The organism is Pseudomonas putida (assembly GCA_041071465.1).
In the GTDB taxonomy this organism is placed as follows: Bacteria; Pseudomonadota; Gammaproteobacteria; order Pseudomonadales; family Pseudomonadaceae; genus Aquipseudomonas; species Aquipseudomonas putida_P.
On sequence record CP163498.1, the window covers coordinates 425,487 to 450,860 of the forward strand.

At 63.2% G+C, this 25,374-nt stretch carries 26 protein-coding genes; 13 read left to right on the forward strand and 13 right to left on the reverse strand.

What is annotated here, in order from left to right:
* Nucleotides 1-324 precede the first annotated feature (324 nt).
* The 5 genes from rluB to AB5975_01960 all read right to left on the reverse strand — a co-directional run bounded on the left by rluB (nucleotide 325) and on the right by AB5975_01960 (nucleotide 4,777).
* Nucleotides 325-1,392 (reverse strand): 23S rRNA pseudouridine(2605) synthase RluB, encoded by a 1,068-nt coding sequence (gene rluB, locus AB5975_01940; GenBank protein ID XDR20739.1) that lies wholly within the window; start codon nucleotides 1,390-1,392, stop codon nucleotides 325-327.
* A gap of 273 nt (nucleotides 1,393-1,665) precedes the next feature.
* Nucleotides 1,666-2,436 carry an SMC-Scp complex subunit ScpB gene (gene scpB / locus AB5975_01945; protein XDR20740.1) on the reverse strand — a complete coding sequence of 257 codons (771 nt, stop codon included), beginning with the start codon at nucleotides 2,434-2,436 and terminating at the stop codon, nucleotides 1,666-1,668.
* Nucleotides 2,423-3,148, reverse strand: coding sequence for a ScpA family protein (locus tag AB5975_01950; protein ID XDR22897.1), 726 nt, complete (start codon nucleotides 3,146-3,148; stop codon nucleotides 2,423-2,425). Before AB5975_01950 ends, scpB begins: the two co-directional genes overlap by 14 nt.
* Nucleotides 3,149-3,273: 125 nt before the next feature.
* Nucleotides 3,274-3,903: an L-threonylcarbamoyladenylate synthase gene (locus AB5975_01955; protein ID XDR22898.1), complete on the reverse strand. Its 630-nt coding sequence runs from the start codon at nucleotides 3,901-3,903 to the stop codon at nucleotides 3,274-3,276.
* Nucleotides 3,904-3,916: 13 nt separating this feature from the next.
* Entirely contained in the window at nucleotides 3,917-4,777 is an 861-nt protein-coding gene (locus tag AB5975_01960) for a PHP domain-containing protein (GenBank protein XDR20741.1), read from the reverse strand.
* A 67-nt stretch (nucleotides 4,778-4,844) separates the two neighbouring features.
* Between AB5975_01960 and AB5975_01965 the strand changes: the two genes are divergently transcribed.
* From AB5975_01965 to AB5975_01985, 5 genes are all read left to right on the forward strand, one after another.
* A complete protein-coding gene (locus AB5975_01965) occupies nucleotides 4,845-5,438 on the forward strand; it encodes a septation protein A (GenBank protein XDR20742.1) in 594 nt (197 codons plus the stop codon).
* A gap of 1 nt (nucleotide 5,439) precedes the next feature.
* Nucleotides 5,440-5,739 (forward strand): YciI family protein, encoded by a 300-nt coding sequence (locus AB5975_01970; GenBank protein XDR20743.1) that lies wholly within the window; start codon nucleotides 5,440-5,442, stop codon nucleotides 5,737-5,739.
* Between the two features lie 142 nt (nucleotides 5,740-5,881).
* A complete protein-coding gene (locus AB5975_01975; GenBank protein ID XDR20744.1) occupies nucleotides 5,882-6,559 on the forward strand; it encodes a response regulator transcription factor in 678 nt (225 codons plus the stop codon).
* A gap of 101 nt (nucleotides 6,560-6,660) precedes the next feature.
* Complete coding sequence (locus AB5975_01980) at nucleotides 6,661-7,077, forward strand: Spy/CpxP family protein refolding chaperone (protein ID XDR20745.1); 417 nt, start codon at nucleotides 6,661-6,663, stop codon at nucleotides 7,075-7,077.
* A gap of 58 nt (nucleotides 7,078-7,135) precedes the next feature.
* A complete protein-coding gene (locus tag AB5975_01985) occupies nucleotides 7,136-8,476 on the forward strand; it encodes an ATP-binding protein (protein ID XDR20746.1) in 1,341 nt (446 codons plus the stop codon).
* An 85-nt stretch (nucleotides 8,477-8,561) separates the two neighbouring features.
* Here the strand turns inward: AB5975_01985 and AB5975_01990 are convergent, their stop codons facing one another.
* Nucleotides 8,562-9,119, reverse strand: coding sequence for an NAD(P)H nitroreductase (locus tag AB5975_01990; GenBank protein XDR20747.1), 558 nt, complete (start codon nucleotides 9,117-9,119; stop codon nucleotides 8,562-8,564).
* Between the two features lie 102 nt (nucleotides 9,120-9,221).
* Here AB5975_01990 and AB5975_01995 point away from each other — a divergent pair, with 102 nt between their 5' ends.
* Nucleotides 9,222-10,676: a TrkH family potassium uptake protein gene (locus AB5975_01995; GenBank protein ID XDR20748.1), complete on the forward strand. Its 1,455-nt coding sequence runs from the start codon at nucleotides 9,222-9,224 to the stop codon at nucleotides 10,674-10,676.
* Here AB5975_01995 and AB5975_02000 read toward each other — a convergent pair.
* A complete protein-coding gene (locus AB5975_02000; GenBank protein ID XDR20749.1) occupies nucleotides 10,633-11,694 on the reverse strand; it encodes an AraC family transcriptional regulator in 1,062 nt (353 codons plus the stop codon). The genes AB5975_01995 and AB5975_02000 overlap by 44 nt on opposite strands.
* A gap of 153 nt (nucleotides 11,695-11,847) precedes the next feature.
* Between AB5975_02000 and AB5975_02005 the strand changes: the two genes are divergently transcribed.
* Nucleotides 11,848-12,159 carry an Mpo1-like protein gene (locus AB5975_02005; GenBank protein XDR20750.1) on the forward strand — a complete coding sequence of 104 codons (312 nt, stop codon included), beginning with the start codon at nucleotides 11,848-11,850 and terminating at the stop codon, nucleotides 12,157-12,159.
* A gap of 53 nt (nucleotides 12,160-12,212) precedes the next feature.
* Here AB5975_02005 and AB5975_02010 read toward each other — a convergent pair whose 3' ends face one another.
* Nucleotides 12,213-13,025 (reverse strand): UDP-2,3-diacylglucosamine diphosphatase, encoded by an 813-nt coding sequence (locus AB5975_02010; GenBank protein ID XDR20751.1) that lies wholly within the window; start codon nucleotides 13,023-13,025, stop codon nucleotides 12,213-12,215.
* Between the two features lie 127 nt (nucleotides 13,026-13,152).
* Here AB5975_02010 and AB5975_02015 point away from each other — a divergent pair, with 127 nt between their 5' ends.
* Nucleotides 13,153-13,920: an AraC family transcriptional regulator gene (locus tag AB5975_02015; protein ID XDR20752.1), complete on the forward strand. Its 768-nt coding sequence runs from the start codon at nucleotides 13,153-13,155 to the stop codon at nucleotides 13,918-13,920.
* 100 nt (nucleotides 13,921-14,020) lie between these two features.
* A complete protein-coding gene (locus tag AB5975_02020; protein XDR20753.1) occupies nucleotides 14,021-14,911 on the forward strand; it encodes a DMT family transporter in 891 nt (296 codons plus the stop codon).
* Here the strand turns inward: AB5975_02020 and AB5975_02025 are convergent, their stop codons facing one another.
* Entirely contained in the window at nucleotides 14,912-15,193 is a 282-nt protein-coding gene (locus tag AB5975_02025) for a SelT/SelW/SelH family protein (protein ID XDR20754.1), read from the reverse strand. It abuts the gene before it with no gap.
* 67 nt (nucleotides 15,194-15,260) lie between these two features.
* Between AB5975_02025 and AB5975_02030 the strand changes: the two genes are divergently transcribed.
* Nucleotides 15,261-17,447, forward strand: coding sequence for a patatin-like phospholipase family protein (locus AB5975_02030; protein XDR20755.1), 2,187 nt, complete (start codon nucleotides 15,261-15,263; stop codon nucleotides 17,445-17,447).
* A 33-nt stretch (nucleotides 17,448-17,480) separates the two neighbouring features.
* Here AB5975_02030 and AB5975_02035 read toward each other — a convergent pair whose 3' ends face one another.
* Both AB5975_02035 and recQ read right to left on the reverse strand, forming a co-directional pair.
* The gene (locus AB5975_02035; GenBank protein XDR20756.1) at nucleotides 17,481-17,918 is read right to left on the reverse strand and encodes a MarR family transcriptional regulator; all 438 of its coding nucleotides are present in this window, start codon (nucleotides 17,916-17,918) and stop codon (nucleotides 17,481-17,483) included.
* Between the two features lie 150 nt (nucleotides 17,919-18,068).
* Nucleotides 18,069-20,216: a DNA helicase RecQ gene (gene recQ / locus AB5975_02040; protein XDR20757.1), complete on the reverse strand. Its 2,148-nt coding sequence runs from the start codon at nucleotides 20,214-20,216 to the stop codon at nucleotides 18,069-18,071.
* A gap of 246 nt (nucleotides 20,217-20,462) precedes the next feature.
* Between recQ and AB5975_02045 the strand changes: the two genes are divergently transcribed.
* The 3 genes from AB5975_02045 to AB5975_02055 all read left to right on the forward strand — a co-directional run bounded on the left by AB5975_02045 (nucleotide 20,463) and on the right by AB5975_02055 (nucleotide 23,093).
* Nucleotides 20,463-21,050: a YecA family protein gene (locus AB5975_02045; GenBank protein ID XDR20758.1), complete on the forward strand. Its 588-nt coding sequence runs from the start codon at nucleotides 20,463-20,465 to the stop codon at nucleotides 21,048-21,050.
* A 7-nt stretch (nucleotides 21,051-21,057) separates the two neighbouring features.
* Nucleotides 21,058-21,423, forward strand: coding sequence for a YbaN family protein (locus AB5975_02050; GenBank protein ID XDR20759.1), 366 nt, complete (start codon nucleotides 21,058-21,060; stop codon nucleotides 21,421-21,423).
* A gap of 311 nt (nucleotides 21,424-21,734) precedes the next feature.
* Nucleotides 21,735-23,093, forward strand: a complete 1,359-nt coding sequence (locus AB5975_02055; GenBank protein ID XDR20760.1) for a TolC family outer membrane protein — start codon at nucleotides 21,735-21,737, stop codon at nucleotides 23,091-23,093.
* A gap of 42 nt (nucleotides 23,094-23,135) precedes the next feature.
* Here AB5975_02055 and AB5975_02060 read toward each other — a convergent pair whose 3' ends face one another.
* Both AB5975_02060 and AB5975_02065 read right to left on the reverse strand, forming a co-directional pair.
* Nucleotides 23,136-23,735, reverse strand: a complete 600-nt coding sequence (locus AB5975_02060) for a tRNA-uridine aminocarboxypropyltransferase (protein ID XDR20761.1) — start codon at nucleotides 23,733-23,735, stop codon at nucleotides 23,136-23,138.
* Between the two features lie 64 nt (nucleotides 23,736-23,799).
* The gene (locus AB5975_02065) at nucleotides 23,800-25,365 is read right to left on the reverse strand and encodes a methyl-accepting chemotaxis protein (protein ID XDR20762.1); all 1,566 of its coding nucleotides are present in this window, start codon (nucleotides 25,363-25,365) and stop codon (nucleotides 23,800-23,802) included.
* Between the last annotated feature and the right edge of the window lie 9 nt (nucleotides 25,366-25,374).

Below are 25,374 nucleotides of genomic sequence, written 5' to 3' on the forward strand. Positions count from 1 at the left end.
GCTCTGTGGATGGGCTCTTGCACACGGCAATGGCGGCTATAACACCGTGGGGACGGGGGTTTGGGCAAGGGCGAGCAGTGCCGCTACGGCTGCTTTGGCCTGCGGGCGCCGGCAAGGTTTGTTTACAGGATCGGATGCGATCTGAAATGCAGACTGAAAACGGCTGCATTCGTAAAAATTTCTTTACAGGCCGGTTCAAGAACTTGCCAGTCGTCAGAAAAATTCTTTTTGTTCAATATCTTGGGGCTGCTGCGCAGCCTCAGGTTTCCACAGACATAAAAAAACCAGCCCGAAGGCTGGTTTCTTGTTTACCACACCGGCTTGTCAGCCACGCGGCTTGCCGCGGCCACGGCCTGCCGGCTTGTCACCCTCCGGCTTGCCCGGACGCTTGCGCATTTCGCTCGGACGCTCGGCCACCGTGCTGCCACGGGTGTTCTTACGCGGGGCCTCTTCACGCGGTTGGCGCGCCGGGCGCTCGCCGGTGGCTGCACCTTCGTGAGCCGGGCGCAGGTTGCGCACGCGCTCACCACGGCCCAGCGGGCGGGTCGACTTGCGCTGCAGGCGCTCCATCTTGTCCTTGGCCTTGAGCTTCATGGCAGGCAGCGCGACTGGCTGCAGGCCCACTTCGGCGGCGAGGATGTCGATTTCACCCTGGGTCATTTCACGCCAGCGGCCCATCGGCAGGTCGGAGTTGAGGAACACCGGACCGAAACGCACACGCTTCAGGCGGCTGACCACCATGCCCTGGGATTCCCACAGGCGACGCACTTCACGGTTACGGCCTTCCATCACCACGCAGTGGTACCAGTGGTTGAAGCCTTCGCCACCCGGTGCCTTCTGGATGTCGGTGAACTTCGCCGGGCCGTCTTCCAGCATCACCCCGGCTTTCAGGCGTTCGATCATCTCGTCGTCGACTTCACCACGCACACGCACCGCGTACTCACGGTCCATCTCGTAGGACGGGTGCATCAGGCGGTTGGCCAGCTCACCGTCGGTGGTGAACAGCAGCAACCCGGTGGTGTTGATGTCGAGGCGGCCGATGTTGATCCAGCGGCCTTCTTTTGGCCGTGGCAGGCGGTCGAACACGGTCGGGCGGCCTTCCGGGTCGTCACGGGTGCAGATTTCGCCATCGGGCTTGTTGTACATGATCACCCGGCGGGTGGCCTCGGCGGCTTCCTCGCGCTTGATCAGCTTGCCGTCAACGGCAATGGCATCGTGCAGGTCGACGCGCTGGCCGAGGGTGGCCTCGACGCCGTTGACCTTGATGCGGCCCTGGCTGATCCAGGCCTCGACGTCACGGCGCGAGCCCACGCCAATGCGCGCCAGCACTTTCTGCAGCTTTTCGCCGGATGGAGGGGTGATTTCGGTATCTTGCAGGTCTTGCTCACTCATCTGGGCACCTCCCGGTGTAGGAATGAAAACAGGTTCTTGGCGACGAACGCGCCAAAAGGTCGCGCATCATACGCGGTTCAGGGGGATAACGCACTGGAGGGTAGAGGGTTTTATGGGCTTTGGCAGGGGTTTCTGCCTAATGGTGGTGCATTGGCAGTGCCGGCCCTTTCGCGGGTAAACCCGCCCCCACAGGTACTGCATCACTTTCAAGGCCTGTGGTATCCCTGTGGGAGCGGGTTTACCCGCGAAGAGGCCGTCACAGGCAGCAGCAGGTCAGGGCTGCAACTTGCCCTCTTCTTCCGCGGAAGCCTCAGGCTCATCCTCGCGCAAGTCATCAAAATCGGTCTTCAGCCCCTCTTCCATGGCATCCAGCTCCACCAACAGGCTACGGAAGCTGGTCTCTTCCTTCGGCTCGCCAGCCTCTTCCTCCTCGCCCAGGCTGGCATCCGCCAACGCCTGCAAGTGCGCCGGCACTGGCGCATCGTCCGGGTCGAGCAGCGGCTCGGGCTCCATTTCGCGCAACTCGGCCAAAGCCGGCAGCTCCTCTAGGCTCTTGAGGTTGAAATGGTCGAGAAACGCCTTGGTGGTGGCGAACATCGCCGGCCGACCCGGTACTTCCCGATAGCCCACCACGCGGATCCACTCGCGCTCCATCATGGTCTTGATGATGTTGCTGTTCACTGCAACACCCCGCACGTCTTCAATCTCGCCACGGGTGATCGGTTGGCGGTAGGCGATCAAGGCCAAGGTTTCGAGCAACGCACGCGAATAGCGTTGCGGGCGTTCTTCCCACAGGCGCCCGACCCAGGGCGCATAGTCCTCGCGGATCTGCAGGCGGTAACCGCTGGCCACTTCCTTGAGCTCGAAGGCACGGCCGCTGCACGACTTGCCCAGTACCTCCAGGGCCTGCTTGAACACGTGCGGCTCGGGACGCTCGGCCTCATCGAGCAGCTCGTACAGGCGCTCCAGGGATTGCGGCTTGCCCGATGCCAGCAAAAAAGCTTCGATCAGCGACGCCAGGTCGCGGGGGTCATTCAAATTCATCAGGTTCTTCAACAAGCGCCGGGCGAAGCCGCACATGGATGGCGGCGAAGGGTTCATTCTGCACCAGTTCGATCAGCGATTCCTTCACCAGTTCGAGCACCGCCATGAAGGTGACCACCACCCCCAGCTTGCCCTCTTCGGCGGCGAACAGCTCGACGAATGGCACGAACGCACCGCCCTTGAGGCGCTCCAGTACCTGGCTCATGCGCTCGCGGGTGGACAGCGTCTCACGGCTGATCTGATGGCTTTCAAACAGGTCGTTGCGTCGCATCACCTCGGCCATGGACATCAGCAACTCTTCCAGGCTGACCTGCGGCAACAGCTTGCGCACCTTGGCCTGCGGTGCTTCCAGGCGCGGCACCACGACATCGCGCCCCACCCGTGGCAGTTCATCGATGCCCTCGGCCGCGGCCTTGAAACGCTCGTACTCCTGCAGGCGGCGAATCAGTTCGGCACGCGGGTCGCCCTCTTCCTCCTCGACGTCGGCAGAGCGCGGCAGCAGCATGCGCGACTTGATCTCGGCGAGCATGGCGGCCATCACCAGGTACTCGGCGGCCAGTTCCAGGCGCACGCTTTTCATCAATTCCACGTAGCCCATGTACTGCCGGGTAATCTCGGCCACGGGGATGTCGAGGATGTCGATGTTCTGCTTGCGGATCAGGTACAGCAACAGGTCCAGCGGGCCTTCGAAGGCTTCGAGGATGACTTCCAGGGCGTCTGGTGGGATGTACAGGTCCAGCGGCAGTTCGGTCAGGGCTTCGCCGTAGACCAAAGCCAGTTGCAGTTGCCGAGGCAACTCGGCCTGTTCGGCCGGTGCCTCGGGCGCTTCCACCTGGCTCACGCGTTGACCAGGAACGGCGTGGGGTCGCCGCAACCTTCGCGGATCAGTTCCGGTTCGTCGCCGGACAGGTCGATGATGGTCGACGCCTTGAGATCGCCGAAGCCGCCGTCGATCACCAGGTCGACATGGTGCTCCAGCCGCTCACGGATCTCGTAGGGGTCGGTCATCGGCTCGCTGTCGCCCGGCAGGATCAGGCTCACGCTCATCAGTGGCTCGCCCAACTCGGCCAGCAAGGCCAGGGTAATGACGTGGTTCGGTACACGCAGCCCGATGGTGCGGCGCTTGTCGTGCAACAGCAGGCGCGGCACTTCACGCGTGCCGTTGAGAATGAACGTGTAAGGCCCCGGTACATGCGCCTTGAGCAGGCGAAAAGTGCCGGTATCGACCTTGGCGTACAAGCCCAGTTGCGACATGTCGCAGCACATCAGGGTGAAGTTGTGCGTCTTGTCCAGCCCGCGCAGGCGCCGCACCCGCTCGATGGCGTTCTTGTCGCCCATCTGGCAACCCAGGGCATAGGCCGAATCCGTCGGATACACCACCACCCCCCCCTTGCGGATGATCTCGACGGCCTGTTTTATCAAGCGCGCCTGTGGGTTCTCCGGATGAATCTGGAAAAATTGGCTCACGTAGTCGTCCTGTTCATAGCGCCAAAGGCTGTTCATGGCTGAATCGACGCCACAAAGGTGGCAGGTCCTCGGGCAAAGGCCGATAGGCACCGATCTCGCCCCAGGTGCCGGGGCCGTGGAAGTCACTGCCAGCGCTTGCCAGCAGGCCGAACTCACGGGTAAGGATGGACATGGTGCCCACTTGCTCGGCAGGCATCATCCCATTGACCACCTCAAGCGCCTGCCCTCCTGCCTGAATATAGTCGGCAATCAGCCGTCTGCGCTTGCTGCGGGTCAGATCGTAATGCATGGGATGCGCCAGGCTTACCCAAGCGTTGGACTGCCTTAGCGTGGCAACGGTTTCGTCAAGGGACGGCCAGTGCTGCTTGACGTCGCCCAGCTTACCGGCGCCCAGCCACTTGCGAAACGCTTCGCCCCGGTCCTTGACGTGCCCGGCACGCACCAGGTGCTCGGCAAAATGCGGGCGCGCCGGTGCGTTGCCGCTGTCACCCAGTTCTTGCTGCACGGCGCGCGCACCTTCAAGGGTGCCGGGCATGCCTTTGCCCGCCAACCGTTTGTCTATTTCTTCGGCGCGCAACCAGCGGCCGCGGTGCAATGCCTCGATCGCAGCCAGCAACGGCGGTGCGTCGAGTGGGAAGTCATAGCCCAGCACATGGATGGTCGCACCACCCCAGGTGCAGGACAACTCTACCCCGCTGACCCAGCGCATCCCCAGGTCAACGCAGGCCTGGCGCGCTTCAGGCAGGCCTTCGATGGTGTCATGGTCAGTCAGTGCCAGCGTTTGCACCCCGTGCTCATGGGCCCGGGCAACCAGTACCGAAGGCGACAGGGCGCCGTCGGAGGCCGTGCTGTGACAGTGCAGATCAACATTCATGGGGGAGCGCTTTCGCTGGATTCGATGTTTGTTATTATGCCGTCACATCCCGATTCTGGCTGCCATTGTGAAACAATTCATCGATTTCATCCCGCTGCTGCTGTTCTTCATCGTCTACAAGCTCGACCCGCGCCCCATGGAGGTCGCCGGCCACAGCTTCGAATTCGGCGGTATCTACAGCGCCACGGCCATGCTGATCATCAGCTCGCTGGTGGTGTACGGTGCGCTGTTCCTGCGCCAGCGCAAGCTGGAAAAGGGCCAGTGGCTAACCCTGATCGCCTGCCTGGTGTTTGGCGGCCTGACCCTGACCTTCCACAGCGAAACCTTCCTCAAGTGGAAAGCACCCGTGGTGAACTGGTTGTTCGCCCTGGGCTTTGCCGGCAGCCACTTCATCGGCGACCGGGTGCTGATCAAGCGCATCATGGGCCATGCCCTGACCCTGCCGGATGCCATCTGGTCGCGCTTGAACCTGGCGTGGATCGCTTTCTTCCTGTTCTGCGGCGCGGCCAACCTGTTCGTCGCCTTCACCTTCCAGGACTTCTGGGTGGACTTCAAGGTGTTCGGCAGCCTGGGCATGACCGTGATCTTCCTGGTGGCGCAAGGCGTGTACCTGTCGCGCCACCTGCACGACGACCCTTCTACCTCCAAACCCAAGGATTGACATGCTCTACGCCATTATCGCCAGCGACGTCGCAAACTCCCTGGAAAAGCGCCTGGCTGCCCGCCCGGCGCACATCGAACGCCTGCAGCAGCTCAAGGCCGAAGGCCGCGTGGTGCTGGCCGGCCCACACCCGGCCATCGACAGCAACGACCCGGGCGAAGCAGGGTTCAGCGGTAGCCTGATCGTTGCCGAATTCGAATCGCTGGCGGCGGCGCAGGCCTGGGCCGATGCCGATCCGTACATTGCCGCAGGCGTCTACGACAAGGTAGTGGTCAAGCCGTTCAAGCAAGTACTGCCTTGATCTGAAGCCGCACAGCTTTTTTGCGCTCAAGCCCGCGAAGAAGCTGATGCGGTATTGGCAGTTATACGGTTGCCATCAGTCTGCGGTATCTTTGCCACTGGCGGGCCGAATAGCCGCCGTCAATGGTTGAATTGAGTGAGTCATGAGCGAGCTGTTACTGATTGATGATGACCAGGAACTGTGCGAGCTGCTCGGCAGCTGGCTGACCCAGGAAGGGTTCACGGTGCGTGCCTGCCACGATGGCCAGAGCGCACGCCGGGCCCTGGCCGAGCATGCCCCTGCTGCCGTGGTGCTGGATGTGATGTTGCCCGACGGCAGCGGCCTGGAGCTGCTCAAACAGCTGCGCAGCGAGCATGCCGAGCTGCCGGTACTGATGCTGTCAGCCCGTGGCGAGCCGCTGGACCGCATCCTCGGCCTGGAACTGGGCGCCGACGACTACCTGGCCAAACCTTGCGACCCGCGTGAGCTCACCGCTCGCCTGCGCGCGGTACTTCGCCGCAGCCACCCCACCGCCACCACCAGTCAAGTGGAGCTGGGTGACCTGGTGTACAGCCCTGCACGTGGCGTGGCCAGTATCGATGGCCGCGAAATGACCCTGACCCTGTCCGAAAGCCGCATCCTCGAAGCCCTGCTGCGCCAGCCCGGCGAGCCACTGGACAAACAGGAACTCGCGCAGATCGGCCTGGGCCGCAAATTGACCCTGTATGACCGCAGCCTGGACATGCATGTCAGCAACCTGCGCAAGAAGATCGGCCCGCATGCCGATGGCCGGCCACGCATCGTGGCATTGCGTAGCCGTGGTTATTACTACTGCCTCTGAGCATCTTTACCGAGCCTTTACCATCCCCTGACTGCGCTTGACGGTGATCTCCCTAGACTGTGCTCATCCGGTAACCACCGGCCTATGAAAGGAGAGACACCATGCGCAAGACCCTTATCGCCCTGATGTTCGCCGCCGCTCTGCCGACCGTGGCCATGGCCATGCCTGACGGCGGCCCGCGCCACGACGGCCCGCATCATCGCGGTGATGCGCCTTTCCACCAACTGGACCTGAGCCGCGACCAGCGCCAGCAGATCGGCAAGCTGATGGGCGAGCAGATGCAACAGCGCCGCGACATTACGGAGCGCTACCTGGCCAAACTGCCGGCCGCCGACCAGAAAGCCATGAAGGACGAACTGCAGGCCAACCGCGACAAGACCGACAGCGCGGTACGCAACCTGCTCAAGCCTGACCAGCAGAAGAAGTTCGACGAACTGCAAAAGGAACGCGCCGCCAAGAAAGCCGAGTGGCAGGAGTTCCAGGCCTGGAAAGCTGAAAAAGGCACCAAGGCCCAGTAAGCTGTCCACCCCATGCCCGGCCCGCGTCACTGCGGGCCGGGCTTTTCCCGTTTAGGAGGTGCACTTGCGTTCACTGTTCTGGCGCATCCTGGCCAGCTTCTGGCTCGCCATCACCCTGGTCGCCGGGCTGTCGATCCTGCTGGGCCACATGCTCAACCAGGACGCCTGGATCCTTAGCCGCCATCCGGGCCTGAATACCCTGGCCAGCAAGTGGGCCAAGCATTACGAGCAGGAAGGCCTGGATTCGGCTCAGCACTTCCTGGAAAGGCGCAAAGATCGCTACAAGATCGACGTGCAGGTGCTCGACGACAGTGGCGAGGCCGTGGTGCCCGGGACCTTCCCGCGCCGTGCGGCCGCCTTCGAGGCGCGTCAGCACAATGACCAGCGACGCCTGCCATGGCGTCGGCTGACCGAGGAATACACCAGCCCCGAGACCGGCGATACCTACTTGCTGATCTACCGCATCCCTCACCCGGCGCTGGATGCCTGGCACCGCGAGAGCCTGATGTGGCCGCTCAGTGCACTGGGCATTGCCCTGGTCGTGCTGACCCTGTTCAGCCTGCTCGTAACCCTGTCCATCACCCGCCCGTTAAGCCGCCTGCGCAGCGCTGTACACGACCTGGGCCAGACCACCTACCAGCAGAACAGCCTGGCGCGTCTGGCTGCGCGGCGTGACGAGTTCGGCGTGCTGGCCAAGGACTTCAACAAGATGGGGGCGCGCCTGCAAAGCACCATCGGCAGCCAGCGCCAGCTGCTGCGCGACGTGTCTCACGAGCTACGCTCGCCCCTGGCCAGGCTGCGCATCGCCCTGGCCTTGGCCGAGCGCGCAGGGCCCGAGCAGCGGGAGACCCTGTGGCCGCGCCTGACCCGCGAATGCGACCGCCTGGAAGACCTGATCAGCGAAATTCTCGCCCTGGCCCGAGTGGATGCCGAACAGGCTCATGCCGAACCGGTCGACCTCAACGCCCTGCTCGGCAGCGTGCGCAAGGACGCCCTGCTCAGTGCGCCGGACCAGGATGTGCGCCTGGAGGCGCAACCGGGGTTGACCTTGCAGGGTTGGCCAACGCTGATCGAGCGGGCCGTGGACAACCTGCTGCGCAATGCCCTGCGCTTCAACCCGGTAGGGCAGCCGGTCGAAGTCAGCGCCGTGCGTGAACAGGACCGTATTGTGATCAGCGTGCGTGACCATGGCCCCGGGGCGGCAGCGGAGCACCTGGCACAACTGGGCGAACCGTTCTTCCGCGCACCGGGGCAGGACGCGCCGGGGCATGGGCTGGGGCTGGCGATTGCGCGCAAGGCGGCGGAGCGCCATGGCGGGAGCCTGGTGCTGGACAATCACCCACAGGAAGGATTTGTAGCTCGGCTGGAGTTGCCCCTGGCTGATGCGGCTGGCAGTTGATGTGATGTAAAGGCCACTGACCTCTTCGCGGGTAAACCCGCGAAGAGGCCGGAAGCCTCAATAAATCAATCTGCCTGAAGGCGGTTTATTCGCCCCAGGCACTGACAAAATCAGCAGTTTCCAGCACCGGCGCAGTGCGTGGCTCGGTCAACGGCGTACCGACATACAGGTAACCGATCAACTCTTCATTCTCGGCCAACCCCAGCCCCTTGTGCACATGGGCATCAAAAGCCATGTCCCCGGTGCGCCACACCGCCCCGACGCCTTGCGCATGCGCGGCGATCAGAATGCCGTGCGCCGCACAGCCCGCAGCCAGGCGCTGCTCGGACTTGGGCACCTTGAAGTGGTCCTGCAACTTGGCGATGACCACGATCAGCAACGGTGCCCGCAGGGGCATGGCACGAGCCTTGTCCAGTGCCGCCTGGCTGGCATCACCTTTGTGCTGCACGGCTTCGGCGAACAGCTCGCCGAGTTTCTCGCGGCCCTGGCCTTCGATGGTAAGGAAACGCCATGGCCGCAGCTGGCCATGGTCCGGAGCACGCAGGGCGGCCTGGAACAGCGCCTCGCGTTGAGCGGCATTGGGCGCCGGATCGGTCAGGCGTGGCACGGAAACACGGTTGAGCAATGCGTCGAGAGCCTCCATCGGCTACCCTCCTGGCAGTTGAATGTGCGGCCATTCTAGCGTTTACATCACCAGACCCATAGGTAGAATGGCGCCCTTCCGTTTCGAGTCAGAGCAGATCACATGGCGTTGCCGACCTTAAGGATCATTGGTTTCATCATCGGCATCTTCCTGATTACCCTGGCCGTGGGCATGGCCGTGCCCATGGCTACCCTGGTGATCTTCGAGCGTACCGGTGACATGCCGTCGTTCCTCTGGTCGAGCCTGATCACCTTCATCGCAGGCCTTGCCCTGGTAATACCGGGGCGCCCGGAGCATGTACACCTGCGCCCGCGCGACATGTACCTGCTGACGGTCAGCAGTTGGCTGGTGGTGTGCGTGTTCGCCGCGCTGCCGTTCCTGCTGACTCAGCACATCAGTTACACCGACGCCTTCTTCGAAAGCATGTCAGGCATTACCGCCACAGGCGCCACCGTGCTCAGCGGGCTCGATAGCATGTCACCGGGTATCCTGATGTGGCGCTCGATGCTGCACTGGCTCGGCGGTATCGGCTTCATCGCCATGGCGGTGGCAATCCTGCCACTGCTGCGTATCGGTGGCATGCGCCTGTTCCAGACCGAATCGTCCGACCGCTCGGAAAAGGTCATGCCGCGCTCGCACATGGTCGCCAAATCGATCGTGGGGGTTTACGTCGGTTTCTCCATCCTGGGTTCGCTGGCCTTCTGGTGGGCAGGCATGAGCCCGTTCGATGCGATCAACCATGCCATGTCGGCGATCTCCACCGGCGGTTTCTCCACCTCCGACCAATCCTTGGCGAAATGGGATATCCCCGCCGTGCACTGGGTTGCGGTGGTGGTGATGATCATGGGCAGCCTGCCGTTCACCCTTTACGTGGCCACCCTGCGCGGCAACCGCAAGGCGCTGATCCGCGACCAGCAGGTGCAAGGGTTGCTGGGCATGCTGGTGGTCACCTGGCTGGTGTTGGGCACCTGGTACTGGTACAGCACCAACCTGCACTGGCTCGACGCCCTGCGCCACGTGGCACTGAACGTGACCTCGGTGGTCACCACCACCGGTTTCGCCCTGGGTGACTACAGCCTGTGGGGCAATTTTTCGCTGATGCTGTTCTTCTACCTGGGCTTCGTTGGCGGCTGCTCCGGCTCGACCGCGGGCGGCATCAAGATTTTCCGCTTCCAGGTGGCCTATATCCTGCTCAAGGCCAGCCTCAACCAGCTGATTCACCCGCGTGCGGTGATCAAGCAGAAATACAACGGCCATCGCCTCGACGAAGACATCGTGCGTTCGATCCTGACGTTCTCGTTCTTCTTCGCCATCACCATCTGCGTCATGGCCTTGCTGCTGTCGTTGCTGGGCGTGGACTGGATGACTGCACTGACCGGCGCCGCTGGCACGGTTTCGGGTGTGGGGCCGGGCCTGGGTGAAGTGATCGGCCCTTCGGGTAACTACGCCACGCTGCCTGACGCGGCCAAGTGGATCTTGGCGGCCGGCATGCTGCTTGGCCGCCTGGAAATCATCACGGTGCTAGTGTTGTGCATGCCGGCGTTCTGGCGTCATTGACCACTTCGGCTTCGGTGCCCAGGCGGGCGCGGTACTCGCTGGGTGTGGCGTCGAACCAGCGGCGGAACGCCCGATAGAAGTTGCTGGGGTCGGCGAAGCCGAGCAGGTAGGCGGCCTCAAGCAAAGTCATGCCCGGCTGCGCCAGGTACTGTTCGGCCAGCTCGCGGCGGGTATCGTCAAGCAGGGTCTGGAAGCTGGTGCCCTCCTCCTGCAGCCGCCGCTGCAAGGTCCGCTGCGACAGGTGCAGGGCCTGGGCCAGGGTTTCACGCTTCGGTTCACCCTGCGGCAGAATGCGGCACAACACCTGGCGCACCCGGTGGGTTACCCGGCTTTCGGAGAAACGTGCCAGGTACTCCCCGGCAAACCGGTCGTGCAGCACCGCCATGGCCTCGTTCGCGGTAGGCAGCGGGGCTTCCATGTCGGCCCGCTCGAACACCAGGGCATCGTGTGGCGCGCCGAAAACCAGCGGCGAATGGAACGCCACCTTGTACGGCTCGACGTTCTTTGGCTGCGGCCCTTGCACCAATACCCGCCGCGGCTGCACCGGCCGGCCACTGAGCCATTTGCACAGCGCCAATGCGCAGGCCAGCGACGCTTCGGCACTGTGCCGGGTCGGCGGCAGGTGGTCACCGTGGACGGTCAGGATCAGCGAGTAGCCCTCGGCGCCAAGGACAAAACTGAGGTCGGAGCTTTCGGCGATGATGCGCTGGTAGCGCACCAGGCGTTCGAAGCCCTCGGCCAAGGTGCGGCTGGACATCAACGCATAGCCCACCACATGGAACGACGCCGGGCGCACCACCCGCGCCATGTTCAGACCGATGGCCTCGTTGCCTGACAGCTCCACTGCCAGCTGCCATAGCCGGGTCATGGAGTCTTGCGGAAAACGTGCATCCGGGTCGTCGAGTGCGGCAAAGTCCAGCCCTAGCTGCTTGAACATGGCCCGGCAATCCAGCCCCTCCAGTTCAAGTGCCTTCACAATCCCTGATGCCCAACTGGCTGACGTGGTTCTTTCGCTCATGACAGGCTTCTTTTACCGACCGCTCCTGCGGTGAACCCCAAGGATACTCATTTGGCGCCTATTGTCACTGGTAGGCCCCGTCAGTCACTCTAGACTCGAATCAGGCTCCACGCCGTGCATCTTGTCCAGAAGTATTAATCCCGGAGCACCGCCATGAACAGCAAAGCGCAGTTTCGCAGTTTTGCCGAGTTCTATCCTTACTACCTGGGGGAGCACAGCAACCCCACCTGCCGCCGCCTGCACTTCGTCGGCACCAGCCTGGTGATCGCGCTGCTGGCCTACACCATTGGCAGTGGCAAATGGTTGCTGCTGCTGGCCGTGCCGGTGTTCGGCTATGGCTTTGCCTGGGTCGGGCACTTTTTTTTCGAAAAGAACCGGCCAGCGACCTTTACCTATCCGCTGTACAGCCTGGCCGGTGATTTCGTGATGTTCCGGGATATCCTGCTGGGCAAGATCCGGCTGTAGGCGCGGCCTTGTGCCGCGAAAGGGCTGCAAAGCAGCCCCATGGCCCTCACGCCCTACACCGGCTCGCGCACCACCGCAGCCGCCTGCGCCTCGCGCGCCTGAGCCTCAGCCAGCCGGTACAGTTCGATACTGCCATCCCAATGTTCGATCAGCGCCGTGCATGACTCCACCCAATCCCCGCAATTGAGGTAGTCCACCTCCCCCACCTTGCGGATCTCGGCATGGTGGATGTGCCCACACACCACCCCATGAAAACCGCGCCGTGTGCACTCGTGGGCAATGGCATCCTCGAAGTCGCTGATGAAATTCACCGCACCTTTCACCTTGTGCTTGAGGTACGCCGACAGCGACCAGTACCCATAGCCGTACCGCGCCCGCCAGTGGTTGAGCCAACGGTTGAGCACCAGGGTGAACTCGTAGGCACGGTCGCCCAGAAACGCCAACCAGCGGTGGTAACGGGTAATCACGTCGAACTGGTCGCCATGGATCACCAGCAGTCGACGGCCATCGGCGGTCAAGTGTTCGGCCTCGTCCACCAGCTGAATGTTGCCCAGAATCAGCTTTGAATAGCGGCGCAGGAACTCGTCATGGTTGCCCGTGACGTAGATCACCTCGGTGCCGCGCTTGCTCATGGTCAGCAGCCGGCGGATCACGTTGGTGTGGGCCTGCGGCCAGTAGATCCCACCACGCAGCTTCCAGCCATCGATGATATCGCCCACCAGATAGACGCGGTCGGCCTGGTAGCCCTTGAGGAACCGCGACAGGTGTTCGGCCTGGCAGTCGCGGGTGCCCAGGTGCACGTCGGAGATCCACAGGGTACGCACGCGTTGCTTGCGCGAGGGACGAGACAGTTCGGCATGGGTCATGGGCAGGCTCCGGCGCAGTTTGCTGGAGACTGGCAGGCAGGCATGACAGCGCCATGGCAAAACGGTGACGAGTGATGGCGTGCGGGGTTTGAGGCACAATGAGCGCCTGCCCTGCGAGGAAGCCCCCATGACCGCCGGCCCGATCCTCTCGCTGCGCCATTACCGCGACAGCCTGATCGCCCACAGCCACGAACACCCGCAACTGGTGTTCGGCCTGCGCGGCCGCCTGGAGTTCGAGGTCCAGGGGCAAGGCGCCGGGATCGACCGGCAGGGGCTGATCGTGGTACCGGCGGGCGCGCATCACACCTGCGCCAGCGATGGCGGCAGCCACTGCCTGGTGTTGGATGTGCCTGGGGAGCGCTGGCTGCACGAGCAACTGGGCGAGCATGCCGATGCCAGCCGCCGCCTGCTCGATCGCCCTGCCGCGCTGGGCCTGGACGACCGTCAGCAGCAGTTGGTGGACTGGCTGGCGGCCAGCCCCATGGACGACCCGTTGATCGCCCGGCAAGGCGCAGCGCTGTTACTGGCCAGCCTGAATCCAACGGCGGCTGCCAACGTTCGGGCCAGCCAGCGCTTACCTTATGCCGCGTTCGATACCCATATCGAGCAACAGGCTGCCTACCCGTTGCAGGTCGCCGACCTGGCGCGCATTGCCGGGCTGTCCAGTGCCCGGCTGCATGCGCGCTTTACCGCCGAGTGCGGGATGACACCGATGGACTACATTCGCCAGCGACGCTTGCTCAAGGCACGGCGGCTGGTGGTGCAGACTTCGTTACCCATGGGTGAGATTGCAGCGCAGGTGGGGTATAGCTCACAGAGTGCGTTTTCGGCAGCGATGTTGCGGGCGTTCGGTTGTACGCCTTTGGCGTTGCGGCGAGAGCCCGGCGACAATTGACAGCAGTCTTGCGACAGAAATCGTTGGCCTGTGATTTTACACTTTGCCTGTGCTGCGAAGAGGCCGGCACAGCCAATAGAGATCTTGAGCAAGGACTACCATGAACCACCGCACAGCCCTAGGCGCCCTGCACATTGGCGCGCTGTTTTTCGGCCTTACCGGCGTCTTCGGCAAGCTGGCCGCCAGCGCCAGCCCGGCAATCATCGTCTTTGGCCGCGCCGCCTTCGCCGTGCTCGCCCTGGCTCTGTTCGCCAGCCTGGCCGGCCCGGGCTGGCAACGCCTCAGCGGCCAGGACGCACGCCGCCTGCTGCTCGGCGGTGTGCTGCTGGCCGGCCACTGGGTCAGTTTCTTCATCGCCGTCAAAGTCGGCGGCGTGGCCATCGCCACCCTCGGTTTCGCCAGTTTCCCGGCCTTCACCGTGATCCTCGAAGGCCTGCTGTTCCGCGAGCGTATCCGCCGCAACGAAACCGTATTGGTCGTGCTGGTCAGCCTCGGCCTGGTACTGGTCACGCCGGCATTCGACCTGGCCAGCGAAGCCACTGGCGGCCTGCTCTGGGCACTGCTCTCGGGCCTGCTGTTCTCGCTGCTGTCACTCACCAACCGGGCCGGCTCCGGCCGTTTGCCTGCAGTACAGGCAGCGCTGTGGCAGAACCTGGTAGTGGGCCTGTGCCTGCTGCCGTTCGCGGCCCCTGGCCTGGGCGGCGTAGCCCCCGTGGACTGGCTGTGGATCGCCCTGCTCGGCGTCTTCTGCACCGGCGTTGCGCACAGCCTGTTCGTCGCCAGCCTGGCAGTGATCAAGGCGCGCACGGCCGCCGTGGTGTTCGGCATGGAGCCGGTCTACGGGATTGCCGTGGCGTGGGCGGTGTTCGCCGAAACCCCCACCGTGCGCATGCTGCTGGGCGGCGCACTGATCATCTTCGCCATCGTGCTGTCCAGCCGCCTGGCTGCCGAGCAACCGCCCAGGCAGCGGCCACTGCCCGAGGGGGCTTGATCAGCGGTCGTTGTGGCCAAGGTCACGCTGTGGGTCGATCTGGTCGCGCACCCGCTGCTTCAATACCTTGGCCTCGGGGAAACCACCGTCGGCCTTGCGCTCCCAGATCTGCACGCCATTGCAGGTGATGCGGAAGATGCCGCCGGTGCCCGGCTCCAGCGCTACCCGGCCCAGGTCGTCGGCAAAGGTGCTGAGCAGTTCCTGAGCCAGCCAGGCAGCACGCAGCAGCCACTGGCACTGGGTGCAATAGGTGATAACGATTTCCGGCTTGCTGTCGGCCATGGTGAAACATCTCCAGGTAAGGGGCCGCTTATACTAGCGGTCTTTAGCCCACGGTTTGAGACTCACGATGCGCCGTTTGCTGTTCTGTTTTCTGCTTGCCCTCACCACGCTTGCGGCAACCGCCGCCGAACCTGCCAGGCCCAAGGTCGGTTTGGTACTGTCGGGTGGTGCGGCCCGTGGCCTGGCTCACATCGGCGTGCTCAAGGCGCTGGAAGAACAGGGTGTGCGCATCGACGCCATCGCCGGCACCAGCATGGGCGCAGTGGTCGGCGGGTTGTACGCCTCGGGCTACAGTGTCGAAGAGCTGGAAAAGCTCGCCACCACCCTGGACTGGCAACAGGCGCTGTCCGATGCCCCGCCACGCAAGGACGTGCCGTTTAGGCGCAAGCAGGATGACCGCGACTTCCTGGTCAAACAGAAGCTCAGCTTTCGTGACGACGGCAGCCTGGGCCTGCCACTGGGGGTAATCCAAGGCCAGAACTTGTCACTGCTGCTGGAAAGCAAACTGGCGCACACCGCCGACACCCGCGACTTCGACAAGCTGCCTATCCCCTTCCGCGCCGTGGCCACCGACATCGCCAGTGGCGAAAAAGTAGTGTTTCGCCGCGGCCACCTGCCACAGGTCATTCGCGCCAGCATGTCGATCCCTGCCGTGTTCGCCCCGGTCGAGCTGGACGGCCGACTGCTGGTGGACGGTGGCATGGTCGACAACATTCCGGTCGACGTGGCCCGCGAAATGGGCGTGGACCTGGCCATCGTGGTCGACATCGGCACCCCACTGAAGGATCGCAAGCAATTACTGACCGTGGTCGACGTGCTCAACCAGTCGATCACCCTGATGACCCGGCGCAACTCGGAAGAACAACTGGCCAGCCTGCACCGCGACGACATCCTCATCCAACCATCGCTGACTGCCTTCGGCGTGACCGATTTTGGCCGCGCCAGGGACATGATCGACGCCGGTTACCGCGCCACCCGCCTGCTCGACCCTCGCCTGGCTGCCCTGCGCCAGCCCGAAGGCGACAGCAGCCTGGCCGTGGCCCGCTCGCCGCGCCAGCGCACACCGGTGATCACCGCGATCCGAATCGAGAACGACTCCAAGGTCAGCGACGACGTGATTCGCTCGTACATCCGCCAACCGATCGACGCGCCGTTGGAGCTGGACCGCCTGCAGACCGACATGGGTACGCTGTACGGCCTGGATTACTTCGACCGGGTGCAGTACCGCGTGGTGCACAAGGGCGACGACAACACCCTGGTGATCAACGCCCGTGGCCGGCGCGGCGGCACCGACTACCTGCGTCTGGGCCTTAACCTGTCCGATGACCTGCGTGGCGACAGCGCCTTCAACCTGGGTGCCAGCTACCGGGTCAACGGCATCAACAGCCTCGGCGCAGAATGGCTGACCCGTGGCCAGATCGGCGACCAGCAAGAGCTGTACAGCGAGTTCTACCAACCGCTGGACGTGGGCTCGCGCTACTTTGTCGCGCCTTACCTGGATTTCAGCTCGCAGAACATCGAAGCCACCCTGGACAACGACCCGGTCGCCGAATACCGCCTGGAGCGCTACGGCTTTGGCCTGAACGTGGGCCGGCAGATCGGCACCAGCGGTGAAGTGCGCCTGGGCGTGGGCAAGGCCTGGGGCGAGGCCGAGGTGCGCATCGGCGACCAGGACCTGCCCAAAGTCAGTTTCAACGAAGGCTTCTACGAGCTGAAGTACTCGTTCGACACCCTCGACAACGTATACTTCCCGCACCGAGGCGAGGACATCGGCCTGACCTTGCGCAAATACGACAAGTCGCTGGACTCCGACCAGGATTACCGGCAGTGGCTGTTCAACCTGGACAAGGCGATCAGCAGTGGGCCGAACACCTTCGTGCTGGGCGGTCGCTATGGGCGCACGCTGGATGACACCGAAGTGGTGACGTCGAGCTTCGTGATGGGCGGAGCGCGAGAGCTGTCAGGCTTTCGCCAGGACTCGGTGTCGGGGCAGAACGTGAGCCTGCTGCGCATGGTCTACTACCGCCGCTTGACGCCAAGGGCCTATGTGCCGCTGGACTTCCCGTTGTACATCGGCGGGTCGCTGGAGCGTGGGCGGGCATGGAACAACGACAACGAGTTCGACAGTGGGTACATCAATGCGGCGAGCATCTTCCTGGGGCTGGAGACGCCGTTGGGGCCGTTGAACTTCACCTACGGCACCAACAGTGCGCATGAGCATGCGGTGTATCTGAACCTGGGGCATACCTTCTGATTTTTTGGGGCTGCGTTGCAGCCCCAAGGGCCTTCAGGACTTCTCGAGGTTGGCCAGAATCTTCGCATGCACCCGCATGCAAACTTGCAATTCCGCCTCATCCACGCCGGTAAACAGTTCCACCCGCAGTTGATTGGCGATGGTCTCGATCTGGTCGATCAGTGGCTTGGCCGGGGGGCACAGCAAGATCTTCTTGGCCCGCCGGTCTTCTACCACTGCTTGCCGGCGCACCAACCCTTGCGCCTCCAGGCTGTCGAGCAGACGCGCCAGGGTCGGGCCTTCAACGCCCACGCTCTGGGCCAACTCACGCTGGGTCGGGGCTTCTTCGAAACGGGCCAGGTGCAGCAACACCAGCCAGCGCGCCTGGGACAGGTTGAGCCCGGCCAGGCGGCGGTCCAGTTCGGCGCGCCAACCCCGGGACATCTGGGCCAGCTGCATGCCGAAGCGGTGTTGGTTGTCGGTCAGGGGCATAAGTAACTCATTGAGTAGATCTAATTATTAGGCAGCTAACCATGCCCTGCCCCACGAGGCAAGGCTCGGTCCTGCTTACTTGTTCGATAATCGTCAAAAAGCATGACAAAGGTCAGCAGATGGCGCTTCTGCCTTCGATCCTGCCTGCGTTTACAGTTCGAATTCCGCCGCCAGCGCCGCGCGCACGCAATACAGCACGCCCTCCGGTACCCGGGCCCCGAACTGCGGCGCAATGGCCGACACCGGCGGCAACTCGCCCTCGCCATCCAGGAACGCGTCCTGCACTTCCATCATCAGGTCTTCCGGCAGGTCGATGGCTTGCTCCAGGCTCAGCTCCTGGCGGCCCAGTGCCTCGGCCAGCAGGCTATACACGTTCTTCTCGCTGCAGTTGAGCTGCCCGGCGATCTGCGCCGGGGTCATGCCGGCTCGGGCCAGGCTGACCAGTTCGTGGCGCAGGTCGAGCACCACTTTCGGTGCCTCTTCGGTGCCGCCACTGTTGTTCAGTACTTCGAGGAACGCCTGGCCATAGCGCTCCAGCTTGCGCGCGCCCACACCGCTTACCTGGGCCATGTCGCTGAGGCTAACCGGCTGGCTGCGCAGCATTTCCAGCAGCGTCGAATCGGGGAAGATGACATACGGCGGCACGCTGTGCTCCTCGGCCAACTTGCGCCGCAACGTGCGCAACGCTTCCCACAGTTCGCGCTCTTCGGCACGCACCAGCTGGCTGGCCGGGCTGCCGCCGCTGGACGACGAGGCCTTGGCCGTGGTCTGCGGCTTGAGGTCACGGCGCAGTTGCAAGGTCACCTCGCCGCGCAGCAGTGGCCGGCAGCTGTCGGACAGGCGCAGGCCGCCGTAACCTTCCAGGTCGATGTCGACCAGGCCGCGCGCCACCAACTGACGGAACAGCGAACGCCATTCGACCTCGGCCAGGCCCTTGCCAACGCCGAATACCGATAGCTTCTCGTGGCCGAAATTGCGCACCTTCTCGTTGTCCTTGCCCAGCAGTACATCGACCAGATGGCCGACACCATAGCGCTGGCCGGTGCGGAACACCGCCGACAGCGCCTGGCGCGCCGGCTCGGTAGCGTCCCAGGTCTGGATGTTGTCGACACAGTTGTCGCAGTGGCCGCACGGTTGTTCGAGGGTTTCATCGAAGTAGGCCAGCAGCGACTGGCGGCGGCAGCGGGTTTCTTCGCACAGCGCCAGCATGGCGTCGAGCTTGTGCTGTTCGATGCGCTTGTGGCGCTCATCGCCTTCGGAGTTCTGCAGCATCTGCTTGAGCATCACCATGTCCTGCAGGCCATAGGCCATCCAGGCATCGGACGGCAGGCCGTCACGGCCGGCGCGGCCGGTTTCCTGGTAATAGGCCTCAAGCGATTTAGGCAGGTCGAGGTGGGCAACGAAGCGCACGTTGGGCTTGTCGATACCCATGCCGAAGGCAATGGTCGCGACCATGATCAGCCCCTCCTCGTTGAGAAAGCGGTGCTGGTTGGCCGCGCGTGTCTCGGCAGCCAGGCCGGCGTGATACGGCAGCGCCGGGAAGCCCTGCTGGCAGAGGAATGCGGCGGTTTCGTCGACCTTCTTGCGCGACAGGCAGTAAACGATACCGGCGTTGCCGCGGCGCTCGCCGAGAAAAGCCATCAACTGCTTGCGCGGCGCTTCCTTGGGCACGATGCGGTAGAAGATGTTGGGTCGGTCGAAGCTCGAGAGGAAGCGTTCGGCGCCTTGCAGGTGCAGGCGCTGGACGATTTCTTCGCGGGTGCGCATATCGGCAGTGGCAGTAAGCGCAATGCGCGGCACATGCGGGAACAGTTCGGCCAGTTGGCCCAGTTGCAGGTACTCGGGGCGGAAATCGTGGCCCCATTGCGAAACGCAGTGGGCCTCGTCGATGGCGAACAGCGAGATGTCCAGGTCACGCAGAAAATCCAGCATGCGCGGCTGCACCAGGCGCTCCGGCGCCAGGTAGAGCATTTTTACCTCGCCACGGCGCAGGCGCCCGGCCAGTTCACGCTGCTGTTCCGCGCTCAGGGTGGAATTCAGCGCGGCCGCCGAAACGCCCAGTTCGTCAAGCGTGGCGACCTGGTCGTCCATCAACGCGATCAGTGGCGAGACCACCACCGTCAGGCCCGGACGCAGCAGCCCCGGCACCTGAAAGCACAACGACTTGCCGCCGCCGGTGGGCATCAGCACCAGGGCATCGCCGCCATTGGCCACGCATTCGATGATCGCTGCCTGGCGCCCACGGAAACTGTCGTAGCCGAAGATGTCCTTGAGAACGCGCTGAGCCTGTTCGAGCATGTGCAACTCCAAATCGCCGTACCACCCTGAATACAACAGGCTGGACGAAAAACCCGCCCCGCACACGCCAAATGCGTAAGCGGTTTTTGCCAGGCGACCGGTAAAACCTGCCCCTGGATGAAAAATCGCGGAGTATACCGCAGCGCCGTCCTGCACAGGCACCACGGCGATAGACGTTCCCTTTGCCCCGCTGCCGCTGCAAGGTGCTAGAATTCGTTATCGTTTATTCCCCAAGGTAGCCCTGTAATGTCCTTCGCCGAGCAACTGACCCGCCTGCAAGCCTTCCTCGACGCCGACGAGCTGCACGAAGAAGCGCTGGACTATGTCGCCGCACACGGCTACCTCACCGCCCTGTCGATCAACGCCGAGGACGTGCCCGAGCGCGAATGGATCGACGCCCTGTTCGCCGAAGAGCCGCACTACGCCAGCGACGCCCAGCGCACCGAAATCGAAGCCACCCTGGTGGCATTGAAAGCGCACATTGCCCGCCAGCTGGCCAGCGACGAAGAATTCGACCTGCCATGCGAACTCGACCTGACCGTCGAGCCGGACGATTCCGACCTGCGCGGCTGGTGCATCGGCTTCATGGAAGGCGTGTTCCTGCGTGAAGAGGCCTGGTTCGAGAACGCCGAGGAAGAAGTCAGCGAGATGCTGCTGCCGATCATGGTTGGCTCGGGCCTGTTCGATGAACAACCAGAGTTCGCCGACATTGCCAGCAACGCCAACCTGCAGGACGACATGATCGTACAGATCCCCGAGGCGCTGAGTGCATTGTTCCTGCTGCTGCACGCCCCTGACGAAAAACCGGCGCTGCTCAAGCCACGCCACCACTAAGCTGCCTATGCGCTACCTGCTGCTGGCCACCGGCTGGCTCAGCGTTGCGCTGGGGGTGTTGGGGATTTTTCTCCCGGTACTGCCCACCACCCCGTTCCTGCTATTGGCGGCGGCCTGCTTTGCCCGCAGCTCACCGCGCTTTCACCACTGGTTGGTCCATCACCCCAAGCTCGGGCCATGGATCCGTGACTACCTCAGTGGTGAAGGCATCCCCCTCAAGGGCAAGGTTTACGCCATCGGCCTGATGTGGGCCAGCATTGGCCTGTCGTGCTACCTGGTGCCGCTGTTCTGGGCGCGTACCTTCATGTTGACCAGCGCTGTACTCGTCAGCCTGTATATCCTCAAGCAAAAAACACTTCAGAAGCCAAGGTGACAATATTTTGTCGCCAAATATCACTTTCGCCTAACTGCCACCTTCTTTATCGGAAATAGTTCTGGAACCGTGTGCAAGCCTTGTAAACATTGGTTTTCAGGGCGACTAACAGCATCGTTCCGAGGGCTGTAAGTGAAATTGATTAGACAATAAAAGTCTTATATGGCAATTTGATATGAATAAATCTTCTTATCTATCGCGTTGAATGTACTTAGCTGTCTTGTTAAAAACCTGCAACACTATACGCGATAACTTTATCGTCATTTTTTTGGCGAACAGCAGGATAAATTCCAGGATCAGGGAGATGTACCATGCGCGTTTTGAACCCCATCACCAGTGCATTACTGTTGGCCCTGGCGAGTGCCAACGTACAGGCGATGTCGATCACCGAGGCCGTCCAAAGCGCCGTGGACTACCACCCACAAGTCAGCTCCAACCGTAACAGCAAGCTGTCGGCCGATGAAGACGTGAAGTTTGCGCGTGGTGGCTACTACCCTTCCGTGGACCTGGTCGCCGGCTACGGCCGCCAGCGTTCGGACAACACCACCACCCGTGCCGAGGGTAACCACAACAAGGAAACCCTCAGCTACACCCAGTCCGAGCTGCGCCTGCGGCAGATGATCTTCGACGGCTTCAACACCTCGAATGAAGTGGGCCGCACCGAGGCTGTCTCTACCTCCCGCGCCTACTACACCCAGGCTGTTGCCCAGGATGTCGCCCTGCGTGCGGTCGAGGTGTACCTGGAAGTGCTCAAGCGGCGCGAGCTGGTGACCCTGGCCAAGAACAACCTGCAAGCCCACCTGCGCGTCAACGACCAGATCGGCCTGCGTAACGAGCGCGGCGTTGGCAGCACCGCCGACCTTGACCAGTCCCGCGCCCGTCGCGCCCTGGCGGAAAACAACCTGGACACCGCCGAAGTCGACCTGGCCGATGCCGAGGCCAACTTCTTCAGCGTGATCGGCCGCGCGCCGGACGAGCTGGAAAGCCCGCAAACCATCAAGGGCGAGGTGCCTGAGAGCCTCGAGGGGGCACGCGACAGCATGCGCCAGAACAACCCTTACATCAAATCTGCACAGGCTGACGTCAATGCGGCCGAGCAGCAGTACGAAGTGGGCAAGTCGACCTTCTACCCGCGCTTCGACGCCATTCTGGCAACCGGTGCCAACAACAACACCGGCGGCGAAAAAGGCCACAACAACAACGACTGGCAAGCTGGCGTGGAGATGAACTACAACCTGTTCCGCGGCGGTAGTGACAAGGCGCGCCTGCAGTCCGACGCGCACAAGATCAACCAGGCCCTGGACATCCGCAACAACGCCCTGCGTGAGTTGACCGAGAACCTGAGCCTGGCGTGGAACGCCATGAACAATGCCAGCAAACAGCTGCCGACCGCGCGTGAATACGCCGAGACCACCAAGCGCGTACGTGCGGCCTACCAGGACCAGTTCGGCCTGGGCCAGCGTACCTTGCTGGACGTGCTGGACAGTGAGAACGAGCTGTACAACGCAGACCGCCGCTATACCGAGGTGCGTTATACCGAGGAGTTCTCGCGCTACCGCGTGCTGGCGACCATGGGTGAGTTGCTGACCAAGCAGCGTATTTCGCTGCCACCAGAGGCGCTGGCGACTACCGAAGTGCGCACTGAGGCGCGTCTGCCTGAGATGCGCTGATCGGGCTTGAATCAGCCGGGGCTGCATTGCAGCCCCCAGCCCTCACTCGGTGCCATGGTTACGCTGGAACGTCTCCTCGCCCATGGCCCTGATCTGCCCCTCGATCAACGCTTCGAACGGCGCCAGCAGTGCATCAAAGCAAACGGGTTGCTCCAACGCGTTCAATGCTCCCACCACCGCTTCGATAGTCGACAGTGCCCCCGCCTCAGGCGCCTTGCGCAGCCGGTAACGTGAAGGCGCGACAGCCCCCAGCGTGACCCGCGGCAACCCTTCCAATAGCGGGTTCATGTACAACAACTTGCGCGCCTTGCGCCAGGTGCCGTCGGGCACGATAAGCAGCAACGGTTTGTCCTCGGCCTCACCATAAGCCGTCAGCACCCGAGCATCGTCGCCCGGAAATAGCAGGGCCGGCCGGTAACCAGGCGTCGCGAGCAAATCGCCCAAGTCGTTGAAAACCTCACCCACCCGCAACTCGGCATTGTTCAAGCCAAGGGCCGCAAGGCGAGCAGTATTCAGGGCATGGGCAGTTTCACTGGGGTGCTGCAGCAGAATCACGCGGGTATTGCTGTCGAGTGCGGGGATCAGTGGGCATAGGCAGTGGTCGAGCGGGCGCTGACAGCGCTCGCAGCGGGGTCTGGGCATGGGGTTCTCCTTGGCGGAGACAGTTTGCCACAGAACCGGGGCCCGCTTGGCGGGCCCGGCCTTCTCAGCGGTTGAACCGCTCCGCCAGGCTATGCAGGTACTCCGCCATGCGCTCCAGGTCCTGGCTGATCTGCGCGCCCTGCCTGGCCTGCCCGGCACTCTGGTCACACAGTTGGGCAATCCTCACGATCTGCTGGTTGATGTCCTCGGCCACATGGCTTTGCTGCTCCGATGCCGTCGCCATCTGCTGGCTCATGCCGGTGATGCGACTGACCGCCTGGGCAATCCCGCTCAGCGCCGCCTGCACCGCCTCGACACTGTGCACGCTGTCCCGAGAGATCTGCTCGCCCCGGCTGGCCGTGCTCACTGCCCGCTCTGCCCCGGCCCGCAAGGAGGCGATAATGTGGTGAATCTCGTCGGTCGAAGCGCGGGTGCGCTGGGCCAGCGAACGCACTTCATCAGCCACCACGGCAAACCCGCGCCCCTGTTCGCCGGCACGCGCCGCTTCAATGGCGGCATTAAGCGCCAGCAGGTTGGTCTGCTCGGCAATCGAGGTGATCACGTCGACCACGCTGCCTATCGACTGGGTTTGCTCTGCCAGGGCATTCACTGCCTGGCCAATGTCATTGACCGCATCGCTCATGCTACCCATGGCCTTCAGGCTCTGCAGCGCCAGCTCGCTACCCTGCTGCGCCAATTGGTCGGCATCACCCGCCGCATGTGCCGTGCTCTGCACGTTGTGGGTAACCTGCTGGATGGTGGCCGCCATTTGCGCAATGGCCGTGGCCGACTGATCGGTTTCACTGCGCTGGCGGTCGAGCATCTGCGCCTGGGCATCGGACAGATCGGAAGATTGCGCCGCCCGCGACTTCACCCCGACCCCGGCATCCACAAGCCGGGTGAGGGCCGTTTGCAGGCGTGCTTCCTCGCTGATGATGGCCAGGTCAAGCTGGCCTTGCAGCCCTGGATTGTCGCTGTAGGTCAACGCCACCAACGGGCTGGTAAAGGCCTTGGGGTGCTCAGCCAGCGTGCGGCGGATGACCTGGTTCTGCCGGTGCTCGATCAGGTACCAGGCCAGCAGCAAGCTGGCCATCAGTACACCAAGCGCCGCATAGGGCGGTAGCCATAGGTAACCCGCCGCCGACACCAGGCCTGCGCCGATCAGTGGCCAGCCATGGCCCAGACCGTGCCCCAGGCGAGCCGCCCACGGCACCGGCCCGCGCCCATCGCGCAAGCGCGCGTACAGCGCTTCGGCACGGCGAATCTGATCCCTTGTGGGCACCGAGCGTACTGACTCGTAGCCACTGATGCGGCCTTGTTCGTAAATCGCCGTGACGTAGGCGCTGACCCAGTAGTAATCGCCATTCTTCGCCCGGTTCTTGACCACCCCCATCCACGGCTTGCCCTGCTTGATCGTCTCCCACATATGGTCGAACACCGCCGGCGGCATATCTGGGTGGCGTACCAGGTTGTGCGGTTGGCCGACCAGCTCGTCGTAGGTAAAACCGCTGATCGCCACAAAGGCGTCATTGCAGTAGGTGATGCGGCTGTTGAGGTCCGTGGTGGAAATCAGGCGTTGATCGCTGGAGAAGGTTCTTTCGTGCTCAGTGACGGGCAAATTCATGCGCATCTTGGGCGA